This is a genomic window from Collimonas sp. NPDC087041 (genome assembly GCF_044745265.1).
GTDB lineage: Bacteria > Pseudomonadota > Gammaproteobacteria > Burkholderiales > Burkholderiaceae_D > Collimonas.
Genome location: NZ_JBIUZX010000001.1, coordinates 348,947 through 370,514, shown reverse-complemented (window position 1 = coordinate 370,514; position 21,568 = coordinate 348,947). Strand labels below are relative to the sequence as shown.

The 21,568-nt window shown below is 57.4% G+C and carries 23 protein-coding genes; 8 read left to right on the top strand and 15 right to left on the bottom strand.

Features of this window, described 5'->3' with window-relative positions:
• The first annotated feature begins 8 nt into the window (after positions 1-8).
• The 3 genes from serB (at position 9) to ACIPF8_RS01640 (ending at position 1,901) form a co-directional block, all read left to right on the top strand.
• Complete coding sequence (gene serB, locus ACIPF8_RS01650) at positions 9-857, top strand: phosphoserine phosphatase SerB (RefSeq protein WP_400416751.1); 849 nt, start codon at positions 9-11, stop codon at positions 855-857.
• A 57-nt stretch (positions 858-914) separates the two neighbouring features.
• Positions 915-1,277, top strand: coding sequence for a DUF4870 family protein (locus tag ACIPF8_RS01645; RefSeq protein WP_400416750.1), 363 nt, complete (start codon positions 915-917; stop codon positions 1,275-1,277).
• Positions 1,278-1,361: 84 nt separating this feature from the next.
• Positions 1,362-1,901, top strand: coding sequence for a GNAT family N-acetyltransferase (locus tag ACIPF8_RS01640; protein WP_400416749.1), 540 nt, complete (start codon positions 1,362-1,364; stop codon positions 1,899-1,901).
• Between the two features lie 88 nt (positions 1,902-1,989).
• Here the strand turns inward: ACIPF8_RS01640 and ACIPF8_RS01635 are convergent, their stop codons facing one another.
• From ACIPF8_RS01635 to phaC, 6 genes are all read right to left on the bottom strand, one after another.
• Positions 1,990-3,153, bottom strand: a complete 1,164-nt coding sequence (locus ACIPF8_RS01635) for a cystathionine beta-lyase (RefSeq protein ID WP_400416748.1) — start codon at positions 3,151-3,153, stop codon at positions 1,990-1,992.
• Between the two features lie 51 nt (positions 3,154-3,204).
• Entirely contained in the window at positions 3,205-3,642 is a 438-nt protein-coding gene (locus ACIPF8_RS01630) for a hypothetical protein (RefSeq protein WP_400416747.1), read from the bottom strand.
• Positions 3,639-5,021, bottom strand: a complete 1,383-nt coding sequence (gene rimO / locus ACIPF8_RS01625) for a 30S ribosomal protein S12 methylthiotransferase RimO (RefSeq protein WP_400416746.1) — start codon at positions 5,019-5,021, stop codon at positions 3,639-3,641. Before rimO ends, ACIPF8_RS01630 begins: the two co-directional genes overlap by 4 nt.
• 112 nt (positions 5,022-5,133) lie before the next feature.
• Entirely contained in the window at positions 5,134-5,697 is a 564-nt protein-coding gene (phaR, locus tag ACIPF8_RS01620) for a polyhydroxyalkanoate synthesis repressor PhaR (protein WP_061533646.1), read from the bottom strand.
• 197 nt (positions 5,698-5,894) lie between these two features.
• Positions 5,895-6,635, bottom strand: coding sequence for a 3-ketoacyl-ACP reductase (locus tag ACIPF8_RS01615; RefSeq protein WP_061537260.1), 741 nt, complete (start codon positions 6,633-6,635; stop codon positions 5,895-5,897).
• Positions 6,636-6,726: 91 nt separating this feature from the next.
• Positions 6,727-8,505: a class I poly(R)-hydroxyalkanoic acid synthase gene (gene phaC / locus ACIPF8_RS01610; protein ID WP_400416745.1), complete on the bottom strand. Its 1,779-nt coding sequence runs from the start codon at positions 8,503-8,505 to the stop codon at positions 6,727-6,729.
• Between the two features lie 60 nt (positions 8,506-8,565).
• On the opposite strand from phaC, the gene ACIPF8_RS01605 reads away from it, so the two are divergent.
• The gene (locus ACIPF8_RS01605; protein WP_400416744.1) at positions 8,566-8,820 is read left to right on the top strand and encodes a hypothetical protein; all 255 of its coding nucleotides are present in this window, start codon (positions 8,566-8,568) and stop codon (positions 8,818-8,820) included.
• Positions 8,821-8,835: 15 nt separating this feature from the next.
• On the opposite strand, the gene pgeF is transcribed toward ACIPF8_RS01605, so the two are convergent.
• Both pgeF and ACIPF8_RS01595 read right to left on the bottom strand, forming a co-directional pair.
• Positions 8,836-9,615 carry a peptidoglycan editing factor PgeF gene (pgeF, locus tag ACIPF8_RS01600; protein ID WP_400416743.1) on the bottom strand — a complete coding sequence of 260 codons (780 nt, stop codon included), beginning with the start codon at positions 9,613-9,615 and terminating at the stop codon, positions 8,836-8,838.
• A 67-nt stretch (positions 9,616-9,682) separates the two neighbouring features.
• The gene (locus tag ACIPF8_RS01595) at positions 9,683-10,735 is read right to left on the bottom strand and encodes an RluA family pseudouridine synthase (RefSeq protein WP_400416742.1); all 1,053 of its coding nucleotides are present in this window, start codon (positions 10,733-10,735) and stop codon (positions 9,683-9,685) included.
• A 57-nt stretch (positions 10,736-10,792) separates the two neighbouring features.
• Between ACIPF8_RS01595 and ACIPF8_RS01590 the strand changes: the two genes are divergently transcribed.
• Positions 10,793-11,599, top strand: a complete 807-nt coding sequence (locus ACIPF8_RS01590; protein WP_061533651.1) for an outer membrane protein assembly factor BamD — start codon at positions 10,793-10,795, stop codon at positions 11,597-11,599.
• 55 nt (positions 11,600-11,654) lie between these two features.
• Here ACIPF8_RS01590 and ACIPF8_RS01585 read toward each other — a convergent pair whose 3' ends face one another.
• From ACIPF8_RS01585 to ACIPF8_RS01570, 4 genes are all read right to left on the bottom strand, one after another.
• Positions 11,655-12,713 (bottom strand): glycosyltransferase family 4 protein, encoded by a 1,059-nt coding sequence (locus ACIPF8_RS01585; RefSeq protein WP_400416741.1) that lies wholly within the window; start codon positions 12,711-12,713, stop codon positions 11,655-11,657.
• Positions 12,695-13,555 carry a UDP-2,3-diacylglucosamine diphosphatase gene (locus tag ACIPF8_RS01580; protein ID WP_400416740.1) on the bottom strand — a complete coding sequence of 287 codons (861 nt, stop codon included), beginning with the start codon at positions 13,553-13,555 and terminating at the stop codon, positions 12,695-12,697. Before ACIPF8_RS01580 ends, ACIPF8_RS01585 begins: the two co-directional genes overlap by 19 nt.
• Positions 13,552-14,319, bottom strand: coding sequence for a GNAT family N-acetyltransferase (locus ACIPF8_RS01575; RefSeq protein ID WP_400416739.1), 768 nt, complete (start codon positions 14,317-14,319; stop codon positions 13,552-13,554). Before ACIPF8_RS01575 ends, ACIPF8_RS01580 begins: the two co-directional genes overlap by 4 nt.
• A gap of 251 nt (positions 14,320-14,570) precedes the next feature.
• Positions 14,571-14,873: a hypothetical protein gene (locus tag ACIPF8_RS01570; RefSeq protein ID WP_400416738.1), complete on the bottom strand. Its 303-nt coding sequence runs from the start codon at positions 14,871-14,873 to the stop codon at positions 14,571-14,573.
• Between ACIPF8_RS01570 and ACIPF8_RS01565 the strand changes: the two genes are divergently transcribed.
• Together ACIPF8_RS01565 and ACIPF8_RS01560 are read left to right on the top strand one after the other, a co-directional pair.
• Complete coding sequence (locus ACIPF8_RS01565; RefSeq protein ID WP_400416737.1) at positions 14,863-15,177, top strand: hypothetical protein; 315 nt, start codon at positions 14,863-14,865, stop codon at positions 15,175-15,177. The genes ACIPF8_RS01570 and ACIPF8_RS01565 overlap by 11 nt on opposite strands.
• 146 nt (positions 15,178-15,323) lie before the next feature.
• Entirely contained in the window at positions 15,324-16,436 is a 1,113-nt protein-coding gene (locus ACIPF8_RS01560) for an ABC transporter substrate-binding protein (RefSeq protein WP_400416736.1), read from the top strand.
• Between the two features lie 57 nt (positions 16,437-16,493).
• Here ACIPF8_RS01560 and ACIPF8_RS01555 read toward each other — a convergent pair whose 3' ends face one another.
• From ACIPF8_RS01555 to ACIPF8_RS01545, 3 genes are all read right to left on the bottom strand, one after another.
• Positions 16,494-17,948, bottom strand: a complete 1,455-nt coding sequence (locus ACIPF8_RS01555; RefSeq protein WP_400416735.1) for a Ppx/GppA family phosphatase — start codon at positions 17,946-17,948, stop codon at positions 16,494-16,496.
• A 241-nt stretch (positions 17,949-18,189) separates the two neighbouring features.
• Positions 18,190-20,250: an ATP-dependent DNA helicase gene (locus ACIPF8_RS01550; protein ID WP_400416734.1), complete on the bottom strand. Its 2,061-nt coding sequence runs from the start codon at positions 20,248-20,250 to the stop codon at positions 18,190-18,192.
• Positions 20,251-20,308: 58 nt separating this feature from the next.
• On the bottom strand, positions 20,309-20,509 hold the full coding sequence (locus ACIPF8_RS01545) for a YdcH family protein (protein WP_041743193.1): 201 nt from the start codon (positions 20,507-20,509) through the stop codon (positions 20,309-20,311).
• A gap of 231 nt (positions 20,510-20,740) precedes the next feature.
• On the opposite strand from ACIPF8_RS01545, the gene ACIPF8_RS01540 reads away from it, so the two are divergent.
• A complete protein-coding gene (locus tag ACIPF8_RS01540) occupies positions 20,741-21,547 on the top strand; it encodes a PP2C family protein-serine/threonine phosphatase (protein ID WP_400416733.1) in 807 nt (268 codons plus the stop codon).
• Positions 21,548-21,568: the final 21 nt, after the last annotated feature.

The following is a 21,568-nucleotide window of genomic DNA, read 5'->3' as shown; positions in this document are numbered from 1 at the left end:
AGCGAAACATGAAACTGATCCTGCAAAGCCTGAACGCAGAACCTGGCGCCATCGAGCATATTTCCACCTTGGCCGGCGCACACGCAATCGACATCAGCGATGCCGGCCGCCACGCATGGCGCTGCGACAACGTCACACTTTCCGATGCGCAGAAGACGCAACTCGACACCGCTTGCCTCAACGCCGGTGTTGATTACGCGCTGCACCCGTCCCACCTCAAGCTGAGCGATTTCAAGCTGCTGGCGATGGACATGGACTCGACCCTGATCACCATCGAATGCATCGACGAAATCGCTGACATGCAAGGCCTCAAGCCCCAAGTCGCGGCGATTACCGAAGCGGCGATGCGCGGCGAGCTGGAGTTCAACGAAAGCCTGACGCGCCGCGTGGCCTTGCTCAAAGGCCTGGACGCGTCTGCCCTGCAACGCGTCTATGACGAACGGCTGCAACTGTCGCTGGGAGCGCAACCGATGCTGGCCGCAATCAAGGCAGCAGGGATCAAGACGCTGCTGGTGTCGGGTGGCTTTACGTTCTTCACCGACCGCATCAAGGCCAAACTCGGACTTGATTACGCCCATTCCAACGTGCTGGAAATCGTCGACGGCAAGCTGACCGGCAAAGTGGTCGGCGGCATCGTCAACGCTGACGAAAAAAGAAACACGGTCGAGCGCGTCTGCACTGAGCTGGGCATCGCCCCAAGCCAGGCGATCGTCATGGGCGACGGCGCCAACGACCTCAACATGATGAAGATCGCCGGACTTTCGGTAGCCTTCCGCGCCAAGCCGGTGGTGCGCGCGCAAGCCGGCGTGGCCTTGAATTTTGTCGGTTTGGATGGCATCTTGCCTATACTGGCGTGATTTTCGAAGAAATCGACGCTGACGGTAACGATAAATCCTTAACCTTGAAGGAAAAACATGGCCAACGAACTGGTTTTCGATAGCAAGTTGTCTTCAGAGAAAAATCTTGCCTGGTGGCTCTACCTGTGCCATGGCGCCAGCCTGTTGTTCTCGCTCGGAGCACTTTCCTGGATTCCCTTGATCGTCAACTACGTCAAGCGCCAGGATGCGGCGGATTCCTTTGTGTACAGCCACCATAACTGGCAGATCCGCTCGTTCTGGTGGTATCTGGTCTGGATGTTTGTCGGCGGCGCCCTGTTCTTGACCGTAATCGGCATTCCATTGGCCTTCGTGGTGTGGGGCCTGGCCTGGTTGTGGAAGGCCTATCGACTGATCAAGGGCCTGATCGACCTGAATGACAACAAGGCAATGCCTGCCTGACCAATCTCGCAACCAAGCTTGCGACTGCACACTGCCCGCAATCGCGGGCAGTGGCGGCATTTCCAACCAGATATTGCTTCAGCCATGCCCAACACTATCGTCCTTCCTGTGGTCCGGGCCATGCTTGCCAGCGACATCCCCGCCGTCATGCGGATCCAGGCCGAATGCTACCCGCCGTCGATGCTGGAATCCGAAGAAGTATTTCGCGCCCGCCTGGCGCTGACGCCTGCCACCTGCTGGATCTGGTCGCCGGCTCCTGATTGTGCCGGCGCTTATCTGTTCAGCTATCCATCCCGTAAAGATGTCATCACCCCGCTCGGCGCGCAGTTCAAGCTGGCTGCGGCGCCGGACTGTCTGTACCTGCACGACCTGGCCGTGGCGCCGGTAGCACGCGGCAAGCGCGCTGCCAATGCACTGGTCGCCGCTGCATTGGCGCATGCGCGTAGCGTTGGCCTGAACTGGTCGGCGCTAGTATCGGTACAACAATCACAATCGTTCTGGGGTACGCTAGGCTATCAGGCAGCAACCAACGGGTTGCCGTCGCAAGCCAGGAAAAATCTGGCCAGCTACCAGGTGAGCACAGATCAGCCCGGCGCGGTGTACATGCTGCAGCAATTGCTTTAACGCCCGTAAGCGCATTTATGGGAAAACGTCGGCAAAAAAAAACCGACCTGTTCTGTTGAGGTCGGTTTTTTCTTCTTAAGAACTGACGCTACAAAACAGCAAGCGCCTGCTCGATATCGGCAATCAGATCCTGCGCATCTTCCAGGCCGATGTTGAAACGCACCAGGATGCCGTTGCCCGGCCAGCTCTGACGCATGCTCTGGATTCGGTAAGGGACGCACAGGCTGTTGGCGCCGCCCCAGCTGTAGCCGATCTTGAACAACTTCAAGCTATCGACAAAGCGGTCGGTCTGTTCTTCGCTGTAGCGCTCATCGAACACCACGGAGAACAAGCCGGCGGCGCCGCTGCAATCGCGCTGCCAGATTTCATGTCCAGGGCAATCCGGGAACGCCGGATGCAGCACCCGGTTGATCTCGGGCCGCTGCTTGAGCCAGGCGGCGACAGTACGCGCCGCCGCATCATGCGCTTCAAAGCGCATTTTCATGGTCGGCAAGCTGCGCAACACCAGGTAGACATCATCCATCCCGACGCCGAAACCGAGCCGCATATGCGCAGCCTGAAGGCGCCGGTTCAAGTCGTCGTCGCGCGTGATGACTGCGCCCATCAAGACGTCGGAACCGCCCGACTGGTATTTGGTGAGTGCATGCATGACGATATCGACGCCGAGGTCGAAAGCGCGCAAGGCCAGGCCAGCCGACCAGGTATTGTCGATCGCGACCAGTACATTCTTGGCGTGGGCAGCCTGGCAGATCGCAGGAATATCAGGCATCTCCATCGATACCGAACCTGGCGCCTCGGTCCAGATCAGACGCGTATTTGGCAAGATCAAGTCGGCAATGCCGGCGCCGATCAATGGATCGTAATAGCGCGCGCTGATGCCGAAATCGCGCGCCAGCCAGTTACCCAGTTCGCGGTTCGGGTTATAAACATTATCCGGCAGCAGGACATCGTCGCCGCTCTTCAACAGCGCCAAGTCGACCATCGTGATCGCCGCCAGGCCGCTCGGGGCCAGCAGGCAATGCCGGCCGCCTTCGATTTCGGCCAAGCGCGCTTCCAGCGTGAACGTAGTCGGGGTGCCATGCAAGCCGTAGGTATAGCCGTTCTTTTCCTGCCAGTCACGGGCCCGCATCGCGGCGACGTTCTTGAACAGCACCGTGGAAGCGTGATGGATACCGACCGGGAAAGCATCAAAGCCGTCCGGCGCCTGGTACTCGCTATGGATCAGCGCGGTCTGAAAATTCTTTTTTGCCATGTGTCCTGGACGAATTTCTTGAGGAGTTTCTCGAACAACTACTTATCTGAATTACTTGCCTGAACGCGCAGTCTGCGCCGAGTGCTGCACCACCAGCACAAACGGCTTGGTGACGGCATCGTCAGTGGTCGACCAGGTGCCGCTGAAAGTATTGCCAACCAGGGTGCCGGCCCACTCGCCGGAAACATCCTTGCCGTTGACCGATTCTTCCATGATGACATCGGTATTTTCCGATTCGCCGGCCAGCAGGATCTTGCCGCTCTGTCCGGCAATCACATAGGTCCCCTGGATGCCCTCAGTTGGATCCGGCTTCAATTGCAGATGCATTTCGATCTTGGCATCACCCAAGGTGCCGCGCAAGTCGAGCGGTTTGGCGAACAGGTTGACTGCCGCCGGCGCTGTGGCGGCAGTATCGCCATCCGCCAGCGCCAGGCCTGAAGTCAGGCCCAGCGACAACGCCAGTGCAATTACAAACTTCCCTGCCATCATGCAGCGGCCCACAGGTCATGCGCATCGGATGCCGTGATGGTGACATCGACAAACTCGCCAACCACCAGCTTCTTGTGCGGCTCATAGGGCGGCTTGACGTAGACCACGCCGTCGATTTCCGGCGCATCGGCGCTGGAACGGCCAACGCCGCCATTGCGATCAACCGAGTCGATCAGCACGCGCATGGTCTTGCCGACCTTGGCTTGCAGGCGCTTCTTGGAAATCTCTTCCTGCAACTGCATCACGCGGCCACGGCGCTCTTCACGCAGTTCTTCCGGCACCGGATTGTCCAGCGCGTTGGCAGTTGCGCCTTCGACCGGCGAATAGGCGAAGCAGCCGAGGCGATCGATTTCAGCTTCTTTCAGGAAATCCAGCAGGTATTCGAATTCCGCTTCGGTCTCGCCCGGGAAACCGGCGATGAAGGTAGAGCGGATGGTCAGGTCCGGGCACATGGCGCGCCAGGCCTGGATGCGTTCGATATTCTTTTCGCCGCTGGCTGGGCGCTTCATGCGCTTCAAGACATCTGGATGGGCGTGCTGCAGCGGCACATCCAGGTAAGGCAGTATCTTGCCTTCTGCCATCAGCGGAATGATCTGATCGACGTGCGGATACGGGTAAACGTAGTGCAGACGGACCCAGGCGCCGTATTGTGCCGCCAGTTCGCCCAGCGCTGTCACCAGTTGTGTCATATGGGTCTTGACCGGCTTGCCGTTCCAGAAACCCATGCGGAACTTGACGTCGACGCCGTAGGCGCTGGTGTCTTGCGAAATAACCAACAATTCCTTGACGCCGGCCTTGAACAGATTTTCAGCTTCCAGCATGACATCGGCAATCGGGCGTGAAACCAGGTCGCCGCGCATCGAAGGAATGATGCAAAAACTGCAACGGTGGTTACAGCCTTCAGAAATCTTCAGGTAAGCGAAATGCTTTGGGGTCAGCTTGATGCCTTGCGGCGGCAGCAGATCGATGAAAGGCGCGTGCGGCTTCGGCAGGTGCTTGTGCACCGCGAACATGACTTCACCAACCGCATGCGGGCCGGTGACTTCCAGCACTTTCGGGTGGATCTTCTGGATGATGTCGTCGCCGTCGGCGTCTTTCTTCGCACCCAGGCAACCGGTGACGATGACCTTGCCGTTTTCGCTCAGCGCCTCGCCAATGGCGTCCAGCGACTCTTGCACGGCGGCATCGATAAAGCCGCAAGTGTTGACGATGACCAGGTCGGCGCCCTCGTAAGACTTGGCAGTTTCATAACCCTCTGCACGCAACTGGGTCAGGATTTGTTCGGAATCGACCAGTGCCTTGGGGCAACCAAGGGAGACGAAACCGACTTTAGGGGCTATAGCTGGCGCAGCAGGCGCTGCGGGAATGACGTTGGACATGGCGAAAATGGGGTCAAAGCAAAGTCGCTATTGTACCCCTTCCACTGCCATGGTTACCTTGAATGAGCGCTAAAAACCTGCCGTGCGACAGGATGCCGAGCGCTACTGCGGTTTATTTTTTGGTCTTGTCGGGTGGCGGTGGCGCAAACGGGAAAGTGCCGAACATGTTCTTGGTCTGATTCTGCATCTGTTCCTGCATCTGGATGAACAAGCCTTTGCTCTGCTCGATGTAGTTGCTCATCATGCCCTGCATCATCGGCCCTTGCACGTTCATGAACTGCGTCCACATTTCAGGACTGAACGGTTTGCCTTCGTAAAAACCCTTGGAGTTTTCAGCCAGCTTGTTCTGGATATCGATGAACGCCTGGATATTCTTTTCCAGGTAAGAGCCCATCATGCCTTGCATCGCATGGCCGTAGTAGCGAATGATCTGTGACAGCGCGGCGCTGGAAAACATCGGTGTACCGTTGGATTCTTCTTCCAGGATAATCTGCAACAAAATACTGCGCGTCAGATCATCATCGGTCTTGGCATCGAGCACAACGAATTCTTCGTTGTCCAGTACCAGCTGTTTGACATCCGTCAGCGTGATGTATGAACTGGTTTGCGTATCGTACAAGCGGCGATTCGGATACTTCTTGATCAAACGTTCAGACATTTTTTTTGTAGTAGTCATTTCAGTCCCAGGTTACTGCGCCGTAACGCATTTTATATGTTTCGCATTGCAAATCTAAGTTTGCTACAGCACAGCCCATTATATTGCGCAAAACATGTGCAACTGTCCGTGTTGAAAGTTTTATTGCATTGCAATTCACGCAATGCCATTCCAGCAACCGCGCGGACAAATTGCGCGTCCGCGCGGCTGATTGGTACTTAGCCCATATGCAAGCCGCCGTTCAGCGAGAAGTCTGAACCGGTTGCATAACCACCCTCTTCCGACACAATCCAGGAAATGATGGAAGCGATTTCTTCCGGCTCGCCCAAACGCTTGACCGGAATTCCGGCGACGATCTTCTCCAGCACATCCGGCCGGATCGAACGCACCATGTCGGTGCCGACATAACCTGGCGAAACCGTGTTGACGGTCACGCCCTTGGTCGCCACTTCCTGCGCCAGCGCCATGGTGAAGCCATGGATACCGGCCTTGGCGGTCGAGTAGTTGGTCTGGCCGAACTGGCCTTTCTGGCCGTTCACGGATGATATATTGACAATCCTGCCCCAGCCGCGATCCGCCATGCTGTCGATGACCTGCTTGGTGACATTGAAGAGGGAATTCAGGTTAGTGTCGATCACCGCATCCCAATCGGCCTTGGACATCTTGCGGAACTGACCATCGCGCGTGATGCCGGCATTATTGATCAGGATGTCGATTTCGCCGACTTCAGCCTTGACCTTGTCGAATGCCGCCTTGGTCGACTCCCAGCTGGAGACGTTGCCTTCTGAAGCATGGATATCAAAACCCTTGGCGCGCATGTCGGCCAGCCATTTGTCCTTACGTGTGGAATTCGGGCCGCAACCCGCCACCACGGTGTGACCATCTGTGCAAAGACGAGTACAAATAGGGGTACCGATTCCACCCATACCCCCGGTCACATAAACGATTCGCTTTGCCATCTTTTGTCTCCTTCAAAAAAACAATTCAAAAAACGATGTGCTGCCTATCTTCTACTTGCCTGCCCGCTTTGCGCACTTCATGCGTCTTCTTTTATTCTGCTCTGACTTTGACATATCTGCCAGGAGCCGCTTCGATCACAGCATGTTTAGTATTTCCCAATTTGCGCGGCGCCGCCACCTGTTTTCCAGCATGCTCCGCCAAAAATGCCGCCCATTCTGTCCACCAGCTGCCCGGATGTTCGACCGCTGCCGCCAGCCAGGACTCGGCATCGCCGCCGGTTTTCGGATTGGTCCAATAGCTGCGCTTGTTCTTGGCCGGCGGATTGATGACACCCGCAATATGGCCCGAGGCGCCCAGCACGAAACGATTGCGTGCCGGCTTTTTCGGATTCAGTAACGTGGTCGAGGTATACGCCGACGTCCAGGGCACGATATGGTCTTCGCGCGAAGCGTAGATGAAAGTCGGCGCATCGATCTTGCCGAGATCGATTTTGGTGCCATGCACCGCCAGCCGGCCGGCATCCCTCAGCGCGTTATCCAGATACATATTGCGCAGGTAATAACAAAACATCGGGCCAGGCAAGTTGGTGCTGTCGGCGTTCCAGTACAACAAATCGAATGGCGTCGGATCCTCACCTTTGAGGTAATTCGATTCGACATAGTTCCACAGCAGATCATTCGGCCGCAGGCTGGAAAATGCCGACGCAAATTCGCGCGCCGGCATCAAGCCGCCATTACCGATGGCCTGTTCGCGCATGCGAATCTGCATGTCGTCGATATACACATCGAGGATGCCGGTGTCAGTGAAATCGAGGAATGCGGTCAGCAAGGTCAGGCTGGCAACCGGGTTGATCTTTTGCGCTGCCAATTTTGCCAGCGCGGTCGACAGCAGCGTGCCGCCAACACAGAAACCCAGCGCATTGATCTGCTCCTGGCCCGAAATATCCTGCGCCAACTCAATCGCCTTGACGACTGCTTCGTCGATGTATTGGTCCCAGGTCGTATGCCCCAGCGACTCATCGGCATTGCGCCAGGAAACCAGGAACACGGTATATCCCTGCTCAACGGCGTAGCGCACTAACGAGTTTTGTGGCTGCAGATCGAGGATATAGAATTTGTTGATGCAAGGCGGCACGATCAGCAGCGGCCGCTGATATACCTTCTTGGTCAGCGGCGTGTACTGGATCAGCTGGAACAGCGGATTTTCAAAGACCACCGCGCCTTCGGTCGTGGCGACATCCTTGCCGACTTCAAACGCCGACTCATCAGTCTGCGACACCCGCCCCTTGTTCATGTCGGCGATGAGATGGGCGATGCCCCTGGTCAGGCTTTCGCCATTGGTTTCCAGAATTTTTTGCTGCGCCACCGGATTGGTCGCCAGGAAATTCGACGGCGCCATGGCGTCGATCATTTGCTGCACAGTGAAGCCGATCTTGCGCTTCACCTTCGGCGGCGCGTCCAGCGCATCGACCATCGCGGTCAGGAATTGCGCGTTCAGCAGATAGGCGGCAGCATTGAATGCATGGAGCGGATTGTCATGCCACGCCGCTGCATTGAAGCGCCGGTCGGCAATGGTCGGCACGCGTGAGGCCAGCATGTCCTGCCATAGCGACGTCAATTGCGCCGTGTATTGCACTTGCAGCTTTTCCAATGCAGCAGGATCCAGCGAAATGCCCAGGTCGCCGAAACCGGCTGCGGCCTGCGCACCTGCGCCCTGCTTGCCCGCGGCATTGAGCCAATCCAGGAAAACATTGGGATCGGCCACTTTGCCAAGCTGCTGGAGGAACTGGGGATTGAACGACTGGTTGAATTGCTGCGAGAGTTGCGACAATGCGGCTGGATCGAAGACAGGAAAAATTGGCGTATTCATGCTGTGACCGTTGTTTTGGCGTATCTTATCGGATTGACTCTGAAACTCGAACAAATTCGTATGTATATCGTCGCCATCGCTTGGATTTACGTTGTCTCCATGATGGCAATTACGGAGTCTTCCGTGGTTGCCGCCCTGATGACATTTCTGCTGTATGGTGTTTTTCCTTTGACAATTGTTTTATACCTGATGGGCACGCCGCAGCGCAAGAGAAATCGACAACGGGCTGAAAAATCTGCGCGCTTGTTGGCGCAACAGAAAGCCCTGTCAACCGCACCAGCAGCCGATCAGCCGCTCACTCCACCAGAAAAATAATCTTGCAGCCCGCGGTTACTTCAACCAGATCAATGAGGCCATGCGGCCAGTCACATGATCCCGGCGATAAGAGTAAAACATGCGGTCGGTAACGGTGCACAATCCGCCGCCATAGACACCCTGGACACCGGCTTGCTGTAGCGCGATCCGCGCCAAGCCATAGATATCCGCCAAATATTTTCCAGGCCGCGCGCTGATGGGATGGAAGCATGCCTGGGTCTGCGTGAGCAGCCGCGGCGCCACTTGCGCTGATTGCGCCGCGTCGGTAAATGCCGAGAGCACATCGGCGCCAACCTCAAACTGTTCAGGCCCGATCGCCGGCCCCAGCCAGGCCACGATCTGCCCAGCCCCCGCCTGCCGCATCCGCTCCACCGTGTTTTGCAGGACGCCACCAACCAGCCCGCGCCAACCGGCATGGGCAGCGCCGACTACCCGCCCCTGCAAATCGGCAAACAACACCGGCAGGCAATCTGCGGTCTGCACTGCGCACACTACACCAGGCCGGGTAGCGATTGCAGCATCGGCTTCGACGCCAATCTCAGCGTCACCGGCATCGATGACATGGTTACTGTGCACCTGCGTCATCCATACCGGCTCGGCTGGCAACACCGCAGCAAGCAGTGCCCGATTGCTAGCAACGGCTTGCGGCGCATCGTTGACATGCGTGCCCAGATTCAGCCCGCCGCCGCCACTGCCATCGTCGTAGGGACCTTGGCTGGCGCCTCCGCCCCGCTTGGTTGAAAGAGCGCCAATATTCTGCGGGACATTGGCCCAATCCGGAATAATCAATTGCATATGGTCAGCAATCCAATTCAGTTTCATGAAAACCCGCGCGGGATCGCTCCCGGCGCAACAACGCCGGCTATTCCGGGGCGGTGATGCCTGCACGCGTTAGCAACTCGGCAAAATCCGCCGGCAACGGCGCGAACCATTCGCAAGGCTTACCGCTCACCGGATGAATCAATCCGAGGCGCGATGCCTGCAAGGCTTGGCGCGGAAAGGTCGGCATCAGATGCTGCTTGCCATACAGTGCATCGCCCACCAGCGCAAAACCGAGCGACTGCATGTGCACCCGAATCTGATGGGTACGACCAGTCTCCAGGCGGCATCCCATCAGGCTCACCGGGCGGCGATCCAGCAATCCGGTAGCCAGGCGTTGATAATGGGTGATCGCCGGCTTGGCGATCAGGCTATCCGATACCGCCATCTTGATGCGGTCGCGTGGATGACGCGCCATCGGGCTATCAATGGTGCCGCTCAGTTGCGGCGATCCCCACACCAGCGCCAGATATTGACGCTTCACGGTACGGGCTTGCAGCTGGCGCACCAGGTCGGTCTGCGCTTCCAGCGTCTTGGCGACCACCATCAGGCCACTGGTGTCCTTGTCCAGGCGGTGGACGATACCGGCGCGCGGCACCCCCACCAATGACGGCCAGCGAAACAGCAAACCGTTCAACAGCGTTCCCGACCAGTTGCCAGCGGCAGGATGCACCACCAGCCCGGCAGGCTTGTCGATGACGATGATGGCGGCATCCTCATACACGACCGACAAGGCCATGTCCTCGGCTTTGAAAGCCTGCTCGTCAGGCGCCGGCTGTGGCAGCACCACCACGGTCTCGTCACCGTAGGTGGTCATCTTGGTCGTGGCCGGCTTGCCGTCCACGGTAACGTGCCCGGCCTCTATCCATTGCTGGATACGGCTACGGGAATATTGCGGCACCAGGCCCGAAACTACTTTATCCAGACGCGTACCGCACACATCCGGCGTCAAATGAAGTACGATCGGCGCACTTGCGGTGGCCGCCTCGGCTCCTTCAACGCCCTCATCGATATCCTCGATATCGGCATCAAAATCAGCTTCTGGCAGACTTTCAGCCAAATTTGGCTTGGTAAATGACATCACATGAAGTCCCATCGGCTATAATCAATCCATCGTTAATACACGTAAATACGCGCAATCTTGCAAACCACTATGCAAAAAAGACTCTTAAAACTAGCTGCTGTCGCATTCGCTCTATCCCTATCCGCGTGTGGCTTATTGCCAGACAAGGTCGATGAAACCGCAAACTGGTCTGCGCCCCGATTATACTCGGAGGCCAAGGACGAAATGAACAGTGGTGGCTATGACAAGGCAATTAAGTACTTTGAAAAGCTGGAGTCCCGCTATCCGTTCGGCACTTACGCGCAACAGGCGCAGATGGATATTGCATACGCCCACTATCGCCAGGGCGAGCAGCCTGAAGCGCTGGCCGCCATCGACCGCTTCATCAAATTGCATCCAAATCACCCGAATGTAGACTATATGTACTACCTGCGCGGCTTGGTCAATTTTAACGACAAGGTCAGTATTTTCGACTTCCTGGCGAGCGAAGACGCTACCGAGCGCGATCCAAAAGCCGCCCGCGACGCGTTTGATGCCTTCAAGCAAGTCGTAGTGCGCTTCCCGGACAGCACTTATGCCCCGGATTCGCTGGCACGCATGAAGTATCTGGTAAATGCACTGGCCCAGTACGATGTCCACGTGGCCGGCTATTACTACCGTCGCGGCGCCTACGTTGCAGCGGCCAACCGTGCGGAGAGCGCGATCCAGGAATACCGCGATGCGCCAGCGGTTGAGGAAGCGCTGTTCATCATGGTCAGGTCATACGATGCACTGGGCTTGACCCAGTTGCGCGACGACGCCGAGCGCGTCATGAAGAAAAACTACCCGAACAGCCGGTTTTATAACGGTGGCGGACAAGTGGTCGCGAAAGCGCCGTGGTGGAAATTCTGGAAATAATCATCCGGAAATGATCCCGAATAAAAAAGCCTCGCTCAGCGAGGCTTTTTTGCATTTACAGCCCGGATACCGGCCGCGAGCGACTGGTCAGCAGGCTCTTTGACGGCGCTTTCAGCCATTGGATCTGATGCAGGTGATGCTGGAATTGCAGGGTCGCCGATTCCCACGAAAACTCCAATGCATGCTGTCGCACTTCCCGCCTGTCGAGAGCCAGTGCGCGCAGGCAGGCGGAAGTCAGGTCGGTATCGAGTATCCCGGAACGACCATGCGCCACCACATCGACCGGACCTGAGACCGGGTAAGCCGCCACCGGCACGCCGCAAGCCATGGCTTCTGCCATCACCAGGCCAAACGTGTCGGTCTGGCTGGGAAATACCATGACGTCGGCGCAATTGTAGTATGAGGTCAGTTCATGATGCGGCTTGGCGCCCAGGAACTGCACCTGGGGATAGCGCTGCTGCAGCTCTTCGCGCTGCGGGCCATCGCCAATCACCCATTTACTGCCCGGCAAATCAACTTGCAGGAATGCCTCGATATTCTTTTCCACCGCAACCCGGCCCACATACAAATAAAGAGGCCGTTCAATGCACGCATGGTCTTCTTCGACCGGCTTGAAGCGTTCGGTGTCGACACCCCGCCCCCATAACACCAGCCGGCGGAAACCTTGCTGTTCAAGTTCCTTGAGCATATGCGGAGTCGGCACCATGATCGCTTTCGACGGCCCATGAAACCAGCGCAGCCAGCGATAAGTGATGGCCTTGGGCAGGATCGAGCGCGCGCTCAGGTACTCAGGAAAGCGCGTGTGATAGGCCGTCGTGAAACCGATCCCCTGGCGCAGGCAAAACCGCCGCGCCGCCAGGCCCATCGGGCCTTCGGTCGAAATATGGATACAGTCCGGGCCGAATGCCTTGAGGCTGGCGGCAACCCGGGCGTAAGGCTTGTGGGCCAGCCGGATTTCAGGATAAGTGGGGCAGGCAAAAGTAGGAAAATCGTCGGGACTGAGCAGCAGCACCTCATGGCCGTTATTGCGCAAACAAGCGCAGGTGGCCCGCAAGGTATTGACCACTCCATTGATTTGCGATTGTCCGGCGTCCGTTACGATGGCAATTCGCATAATTCACGATTCTGGTTGCTGGATACGGTATTTTTTTGTTGCATGATTTCTTGCCAGGTAACCAGGCGCAGTTCGCCGCTGGCGTCTTCCACCAGCGCTGACAGGCTTTCCACCCAATCACCGTCATTGCAATAGGTAATGCCATTGATGTCGCGGATTTCCGGCTTGTGGATATGGCCGCAAATGACGCCATCGAGGCCCTTCTTTTGCGCCTCCGCCGCCAATGCATCTTCAAACGACGAGATGTAATTGACCGCGTTCTTGACCTTTCCTTTCAGGTATTGCGACAGCGACCAGTACGGCAAACCGGCGCGCGCACGCCAGCCGTTGAACCATTGGTTGAACTTGAGGATGACCGTGTACAGGCCGTCGCCGACATATGCCAGCCATTTTGCGCAGGCGATCACGCCATCGAAACGGTCGCCATGCAGCACCAGCATGCGCTTGCCGTTTGCGGTGGTATGCACCAGCTCGTCGCGGATCCGTATGCCGCCGAAATCGAGATCGATGAATTGGCGCACAGCTTCGTCGTGGTTGCCTGGCACGAAGATCACTTCGGTGCCCTTCTTGGCTTTTTTCAATACCGTCTGCACCACGTTGTTGTGCACCTGGTCCCAATACCAGCGCCGCTTCAGCTGCCAACCGTCGATGATGTCGCCCACCAGATACAAGGTATCCGACTCGGTCGCGCGCAGGAATTCCAGCAGGCGAGCAGCCTGGCATCCGGTCGTTCCCAAATGCACATCGGAAATCCAGATCGTGCGAAAGCGGATCGGATCGCGCTTGGAACCCGGTCCGGCGCCAAGGAACGCCGCATCCAGGAACTGCTCGCCGGGCTTCATGCTGCCCTCGTTTCTTTGAGATAGTGACGTGCGTAACGGTCGTCCAGTTTCGACAGCGGCAACAGCAGGAAGAAGTCGGCCGAATGGAAATCCGGATCCCAGGCGGGATCGCCGCAGACCCAGGCGCCGCTGCGCAGATAACCCTTCAGCAGCGGCGGCATTTGCGCCACGTGCCCGGCTTCGCGTTCGTACACCGGGAAAGGCACATGCGGAGTCACCCGATATTCCGCAGGCGAAAAATTATTCTGATCCAGCGCGTGATACAAGGCCGCAGCATTATGCCCGCCGTCAGCCAGGCTGACGCTGGCGCATCCCATCAGATAGTCACAGCGTTCGCGTCGCATATATGCTGCCAAGCCGGCCCACAGCAGCATGATCACGCTACCGCTGCGATAGTCCGGATCAATGCAGGCGCGCCCTGCTTCGGCAATGCTGCTACGCAGATTATCGAGACGACCCAGGTCGAATTCCTGCTCCGAATAATAGCGCCCCATGCGTCGTGCCGCATGCGGACTCATCAAGCGATAGGTACCCACCACGCGTAGCGTCTTGGTATCGCGCACGATCAGGTGATCGCAATAGGTATCGAATTCATCGCTGTCCAAACCATCTGCATTGGCTAGCGCCGACAAGCCCATCGCCTCGATAAATACCTTGTAGCGCAGGCGTTGCACTTCGCGCACTTCTTCCGGCGTACTTGCAAGACTTACCGTTAACTTGGAAACACTTGGGCTTGCATCGCCGGGATTGGTTAGCAGTCGCATTCATCGTCCTTTCAGATTGTGACGATGACAAGCCTAACTTCCGATTACTTCAAGGAAATGACAAGTTTATTTCGGTTTGATGACACAGCAACAGTGACGAATCGGCAGGAAAAATATGCAGGAGATGTTCCGGAAACGAATGTCGCCGGAGAGATTGGATATCGCCAAACCACGAATCGGCCCTGAAAAATTCATATGATGAGTCCGTCAAGGAAGCCGAATCGCGGGCGGCGCTGCCTTCGTTGGAAGGATTATTTCTCTTTCTTAGGGCGTCCAGCCTTGACTGGCGGCAGGCTGGCCACGGCCAGTTTGAGGTTGGCCAGGTCCAGATCACGGATCAGCGCAACGCCGACGCGCAGCAATTCGCTCTTTTTCACTTCCAGGCCGGCCTTCAGGAACAGCTTCTTGACGTCGCCCAGGACCTGGTACTCATCGGCAGGCATGGTGAAGCTATCGCGCACCAGCTTGGCTTTCTTGACCTTGGCTTTTGCATCCGGCAGCGGTTTGCCGGCTGGCAGAGCCGGTTTCGGCGCGAGAGGCTTGGTGACGATCAACGACTTTGTCAATGGCTTGAGAACAGGCTTTGCTGCTTTGGCCGCCGGTTTTGCGGCTGGCTTGACGGTCAATTTAGGTGTCGACTTAAGGGCTGGCTTGGTTGCCGGCTTGGTTGCTGGCTTAGTCGCCGGCTTAGTCGCTGGTTTAGCTGCCACTTTAACTGCAGACTTCAACGTTGCCGCTGGACTTGCCTTGATCGCAGGACGACCAACAGGTTTTACTGCCGCCTTGACCGCAGCAGCTGGCTTCTTCGCGACACGTTTCACACTTTTACTGGTAACCATTCGACTCTCCAAAAAATAAATCGTATAAATAATATATACAATTCTTCAATCCACAGCAAGAAATTAGCTAAAAAACACACAACAAATTCATCAAGCGGTAACAATTTGCAACCAAAATCGCGACTTCTCCCTCGCCGAATTTCAACCGCTCCGATGAAATTAAACTTGAAACGCATTTTGTGCAAGTCCCTCAGCGCAGCGGCACTATGCCTGCCGCTGCTCGCTGAAGCCGTGCCGGAAACCATCGTAGTCGGCCAGGCAATCGATCTTTCCGGGCCGAATGCGGATCTCGGGCGCGACTATGTGGCGGGGATAAAAACCTACTTTGATGTGCTCAACGCCAAGGGCGGCATCAATGGCCGCCGCATTCAATATCTGGTGCGCGACGATCGCGGCCAGAGCGATCTGGCGGTCAAGGCAGTGGCCGAATTGGTCGATCAGGGGCACGCTTCGTATCTGTTCGGCGGCGTCGGTGACGATGTCACCCGTGCAGTGCTGAACTCGCCCGACTTCAAACGCAGCGGCTTGACGCTTTACGCACCGCTGGCCGGCGCCGACTATCAGAAGGATGCGAAAGTCCTGTTCTGGCGTCCCAGCTACCAGGAGGAAATTCGTCATATATTTTCCCATTTCGGCAAACTCGGCATCAAGGACATCGGCGTCGTCTATCAGGAATCCGCCGCTACCGCGGACGCCTATCGGCGCCTGACCGAGCAAATGCAGCAAAGCGGCATCAAACTCAGCGGCACCGTGCACTTGAGCAGTGACCGCGCCAAAGTCAGCGCCGAAACCCAGCAACTGGCCAATGCCAAACCGGGCTGCGTCGTCATGATCGCCGATTCGGTAAGCGCGGGACTGTTCCTGAAGGATTTTCGAAAACTGGCGCCACAGACCTTTGTCGCCGGCTCGTCTCTCACCAACCTGACAACGCTGCGGCAACTGGCCGGCGGCAAAGGTGTCGAGTGGACGGTGTTTTCACAGGTGGTACCCAACCCTGGGATGGGCAGCTCGTCGATCCAGCTTGAACACCTGAACATGATGCGCAAGTATCGCGACGAACCAGTATCGGCGCTGACGCTGGAAGGCTTCACTGCGGCCAAATCGTGGGTGCGGCTGCTGCAGACGGGCAAACGGGTCGCCGGCCAATCCGAATACACTATTCCGAGCGGCGGCTTTGACGTGGGGGGATATATGGTGGGCGACGTGGCAAACAGCAACCGCCTGTCCAATTATGTGGACATCGCCCTGTTCAACAAAGCCAACGGCCTGACGTACTGAGTTAGCGGCTTGCAGCGGCGCAGATGCGTCGCTGCAAGCCGAATCATGCCAAACGAATCAAGTCGTACGAATCGCGAAATCGACGCCGATCTCGCGCCAGAAATCCTGTTCCTTGGCCATCCAGTAACTGGCCGTCGGATGATCCTCGATCCAGTCGTGCTTGATGTCGAGTTCGATCTTGCTCTTCATCTTCAAGCGCAATTCGTCAAGATCGACCTCAATCCGCGAATGCAGGAACATCACCGCCAGGCGCAGCGCCAGCACCGCCTTGGAAAAATCCGGATCCAGCAGCGCATCGCTGATTTTGCGCAGATTGCCCTTCTGGCCGAGGATCAGCATGCTCATCGCGCGCTGTTCGCGGGTGGTGAATCCAGACAGGTCGGCATTTTCAATCAGGTAGGCCGCATGCTTGTGATAACCGCTTTGCGACACGACCAGGCCCACTTCATGCAGCAGCGCGCTCCAATGCAGGTATTGGCTCAGCACATCGGTGGTCGGCTTGAGCATGTCGAACAATGAAGTTGCCGTTTCAGCAACGCGGCTGGCGCGCAACTGATCAACGTGGAAGCGTTGAGAAAAATCATGTACCGACTGGTCGCGCCTATCCAGGCGCGTACCGCGCAGCTGCAGGTCCCACATCACGCCCATGCGCAAGCCCGCCTCAATCGGCTGGATCACTTCTATACCCAGTTCCTGCATCAACCCGATCAGCACCGCCAAGCCGCCCACCATCACGGCAGCGCGCTCCGGCTTCATGCCCAGCAAATCGATGCGGCTGACATGTCCGAATTCGACAAAGCAGTTTTTCAGCGCTTCCAGGCTGGTATAGGACAGGCGGTGGTCGCCCAGGCCATTTTTCTCGATGGTTTCGGCAATCGCGCGGATGGTGCCGGATGAACCGTAGGCATGGCTCCAGTTCTGCGGCCGGTATGGCGGCGCAGCGTCCTCAAAATGACTGCGCGCGGACAGCACCGCGGCATCGTAAGCTGCTGCGGTAATCTGGCCATCGGCAAAGAAAGCCAGGCTTTGATTGACCGTACCGATGCCAAACGATTCAACCCGTTCGATTTGCTGTCCGCGTCCCAGGATCAACTCGGTGGAACCGCCGCCGATGTCGAGCACCAGCCGCTTTTCATTGGGCAGGCGCAGCATGCTGGCGACGCCCATGTAAATCAGGCGGCCCTCTTCCTCGCCTGAAATGATTTCAATCGGATAACCGATGGCCTGTTCGGCGATCGGCAGGAATTCGGCGGCGTTTTTGGCGATGCGCAACGTATTGGTCGCAACAACGCGCACTGCTTCTAATTGATAATCGGCCAGGATATCGCGGAAGCGCGACAGTGAATCCAGCGCGACTTGCATGGCTTGCTCGGTCAGATAGCCCTTGCTGTCGAGGCCGGCAGCCAGTCGAATCGGGTCGCGCGCACTCTTGATGACGCGGATGGCGTCACCATTGTATTTGCCGATATGCAAACGGAAACTGTTTGATCCCAAATCCACTGCTGCAAACATTGCTTACCTTTATCCAAACGAACGTTCGACAAAAAACATTCCAAGCCCAATTACCGCCCCTCGCAAGAGGCAAGCTGCGACAATAAAGACTGATTATTACGACTTGATGACAAATCCGGAGAGCGCCGGAAGCGCTTGGCTAATTGCGCCAAATTACGCCAAATTGCGCCGGGCAAAATTTATCGCATCGACATCACAATGTACTGCACGATGCGCCGCCCCACAAGCGCAATCGGCGGACTCACTCCTCGACCGTCTGAGCGCTCCAGAATGCCTGTACAACATCGAGTTCACGGGTGCGCTTGAACGGCGGCAGGCTTTGCCAGATGCGACGGCCGTAACCCTTCGAGATCAGGCGCGGATCGCAAATCATCAGCACGCCGCGGTCGGTTTCGTCGCGGATCAGGCGACCGGCGCCCTGCTTCAGGTTGATGATGGCGGCTGGCAACTGATGATGCATGAAACCGTTCATGCCCTTCGCTTCCAATGCTTCAATACGGGCAGCCAACACCGGATCGTCCGGCGGCGAAAACGGCAGCTTGTCGATGATCACCAGCGACAAGGCCTCGCCGCGCACATCGACGCCTTCCCAGAAACTCTGGCTGCCGATCAGTACGGCATTGCCGGCGGCGCGGAAACGGTCCAGTAACTCGGTGCGCCCGGCCTCACCTTGCACCATCAGCGGAAAATTCAGATGCCGCGCCTCGAACTCGGCACGCAAGCGCTCGGCGGCGCGATTGACCGCCCGAATCGTCGTGCACAGCAGGAAAGCACGCCCGCCGCAAGCCTCGATCACCGGCAGCGCAGCGTCGATAACGGCATCGGTATAGTCTGGCGAATTCGGCTGCGGCAGGTTCTGCGGCACGTACAGCAGGCCTTGCTGGCCATAGTCGAAGGGACTAGGCCAGGATTGCGCCGGCTCGTCCCACAAGCCCATTTGCGAAGCGTAATGCTGGAAATCGTTCTTCACCGCCAGCGTCGCCGAAGTGAAGATCCAGGAACGCGCCACGCCTTCGCGCTGCTTGTTGAAGATCGGCGCAATCGACAGCGGCGTCTGGTGCAGCTGCAGCGAAGAGGAAAAAGCCTCTACCCACAACACGCTGCCCTCGTCGTCGCCATCGTCGCCCTTGGCTTTCTTCGGCGTCTTGCCGCTCGCCGCCGGCGCGCTGTTCCAGCCGTCCAGCTTGTAACCGAGCTCGACCGCGCGGGTGCGGCACTGTTCGATGGTTTCCGCCCGTTCGGCCTGCTTCTCAAGTACCGCAATCATGCCGTGCAGTTGCTCGCGCATGGTCTCCAGCGCCGGGAAGAACACGCTCGACGTGGCAATCTGGTTTACAGCCAGCCGCACCACATCCTGGGGAAAAGCCAGACGCAAATCGCGCGCCGCTTTCTCAACCGGCAGCACCACTTGCGCCCAATCGGCGCCGTCGCGCGCATGCGACAAGCCTTCCGCCAGCACATCCCGGCACAACTCCAGGATTTGCGAAGTCGACACGGTATTGCCGAAGAACAGCGTCGCCACTTCCGGCAACTGGTGCGCCTCGTCGAAAATGATGGTGTTGGCCGACGGCAGCAATTCGGCCACACCGGTATCCTTCAAGGCCACATCGGCAAAGAACAGGTGATGGTTGACCACCACCACGTCGGCCTGCTGCGCTTCCTTGCGCGCCTTCATGACGAAACAGTCCTGGTAATACTGGCATTCGGCGCCCATGCAGGTATCGCGAGTCGAGGTCACCAGGTTCCAGATCGGCGCAGTCTCGGGCACCTTGGATAACTCGGCCTTGTCGCCGGACGAGGTGGTTTTCATGAAGCGCGAGATTTCGCGCAGGTAGCCGACATCCTCGCGCGAGGTCATGCGGCCATTCTGCAGCGTGCGCTCCAGGTGGAAATGGCAGACGTAGTTGGCGCGACCTTTCAGCAGCGCGACCGAGACCGGCGCACTCAAGGCTTTGCGCACGGTTGGAATGTCGCGCAAAAACAACTGGTCCTGCAAGTTCTTGGTGCCGGTCGAGACAATCACCTTGCCGCCCCACAGCAAGGCCGGCACCAGATAGGCGAAGGTTTTGCCGGTGCCGGTGCCGGCTTCGGCGATCAAGGTGCGCTGCTGGGCAATCGCATCGGCGATGGCTTTCGCCATTTCGGTCTGCGCCTGGCGCGGACGAAAGCCGCCGACTGCCTGTCCAAGTGGGCCGGAACTGGCAAACAGGCGGTCAACGTCGGCGTCGTGCGTGCCACTGGCAACAACTGCAACAGCAGCGCTTAGGCCTTCGGCAGGCGGGGGGGATGTGTCTTCGGTCAAGGTAACTTACTGAGAACGGCTGATGACAGGTATATCTTATCAGCCTGGGTGTGGGCTATCAGGCAGGGATATCAGGGATTAATTGCATTCTTAGCAGCGTTATCTGATCTTTCAGCTGCAGCTTCCGCTTCTTCAAGCGACGCAATTGTAATTCTTCATGCAGGACCTGATTCGTCATGGTATGAATGGCGGCATCCAGGTCGCGATGCTCGACTTCGAGTTCTATAATGCGACGAAGGATTTCTTCCCGATCAATCATGGCCATATTCTGATGTTGGAAAACGTTGACACATGGAAACACTTTTAAAATAATACGTGCGTATAATAATTCCCGATCCGCGTTGCTCGCCTAAGCAAAGTAAGCAAAGCGAGCAAAGCGAGCAAAGCGAGCAAACCAGCTTGAATTGTCACCGGATTGATAGCAAGCTGGCGAGCTACAAGCAAAAACGGAATTACCTAGAACAGGATGCAGTTTAATCTACCCAGACGAATGAGCCAATACAAGATCGAAGCAGGAACTGGCCAGCACATCGGTGACCGCCAGGAACAACAAGACCGTGCAGCATTGTTTACCGCCCCCAAAGCTCCGGGTTACATGATGGCGGTACTGGCGGACGGCATGGGCGGCCGAACCGGCGGCGCGCTGGCTGCCGAGCAGGTCATTTGCACCGCCAAACAGATTTTCGAAGGATTTTCGCCGCTGGCCGACAATGTTGAAGAAATGCTGCACAACATTGCGCTGGAGACGCACACCGTCATCAAGCTGAGCGGTTTCTCGAATGACAAGGACCCGCACACGACGATGGTGATCCTGGTGCTGGCGCCGGATGGCACCGCTACCTGGGGCCATGTCGGCGATTCGCGCCTGTACCGTTTCGACGGCCCCAATTTCGCAGAACACACTATCGACCACTCGTATGTCGAGAAACTGGTCAGCGAAGGCAAACTGTCGCGTGCCGAAGCCAAATCGCACAATCTGTCGAACATCCTGCTCAATGCGCTCGGCTCCAGCACCGACACCCCGAAAGTTACCATCAGCCGCCACACCGGCCTGAAAGCCGGCGATGCCTTCCTGCTGTGCTCGGATGGCCTCTGGCATTACTTTACGGAAGATGAGCTGGGCGCGGCGATCGCCATGAACAAGCCGCGCGATGCCGCCGAAATGCTGATCACCAAGACCCGCAAGCGCTCCGAAGGCCATGCTGCCGACAACTGCACGTTTGCGATCGTCAAACTGGTGGCGCCGCCCAAGGAAGCGCAAAACTATACAGTCAAGAAGATGCGCCGCGCGGTATAAACCGCGCAGCGCGACGACAGG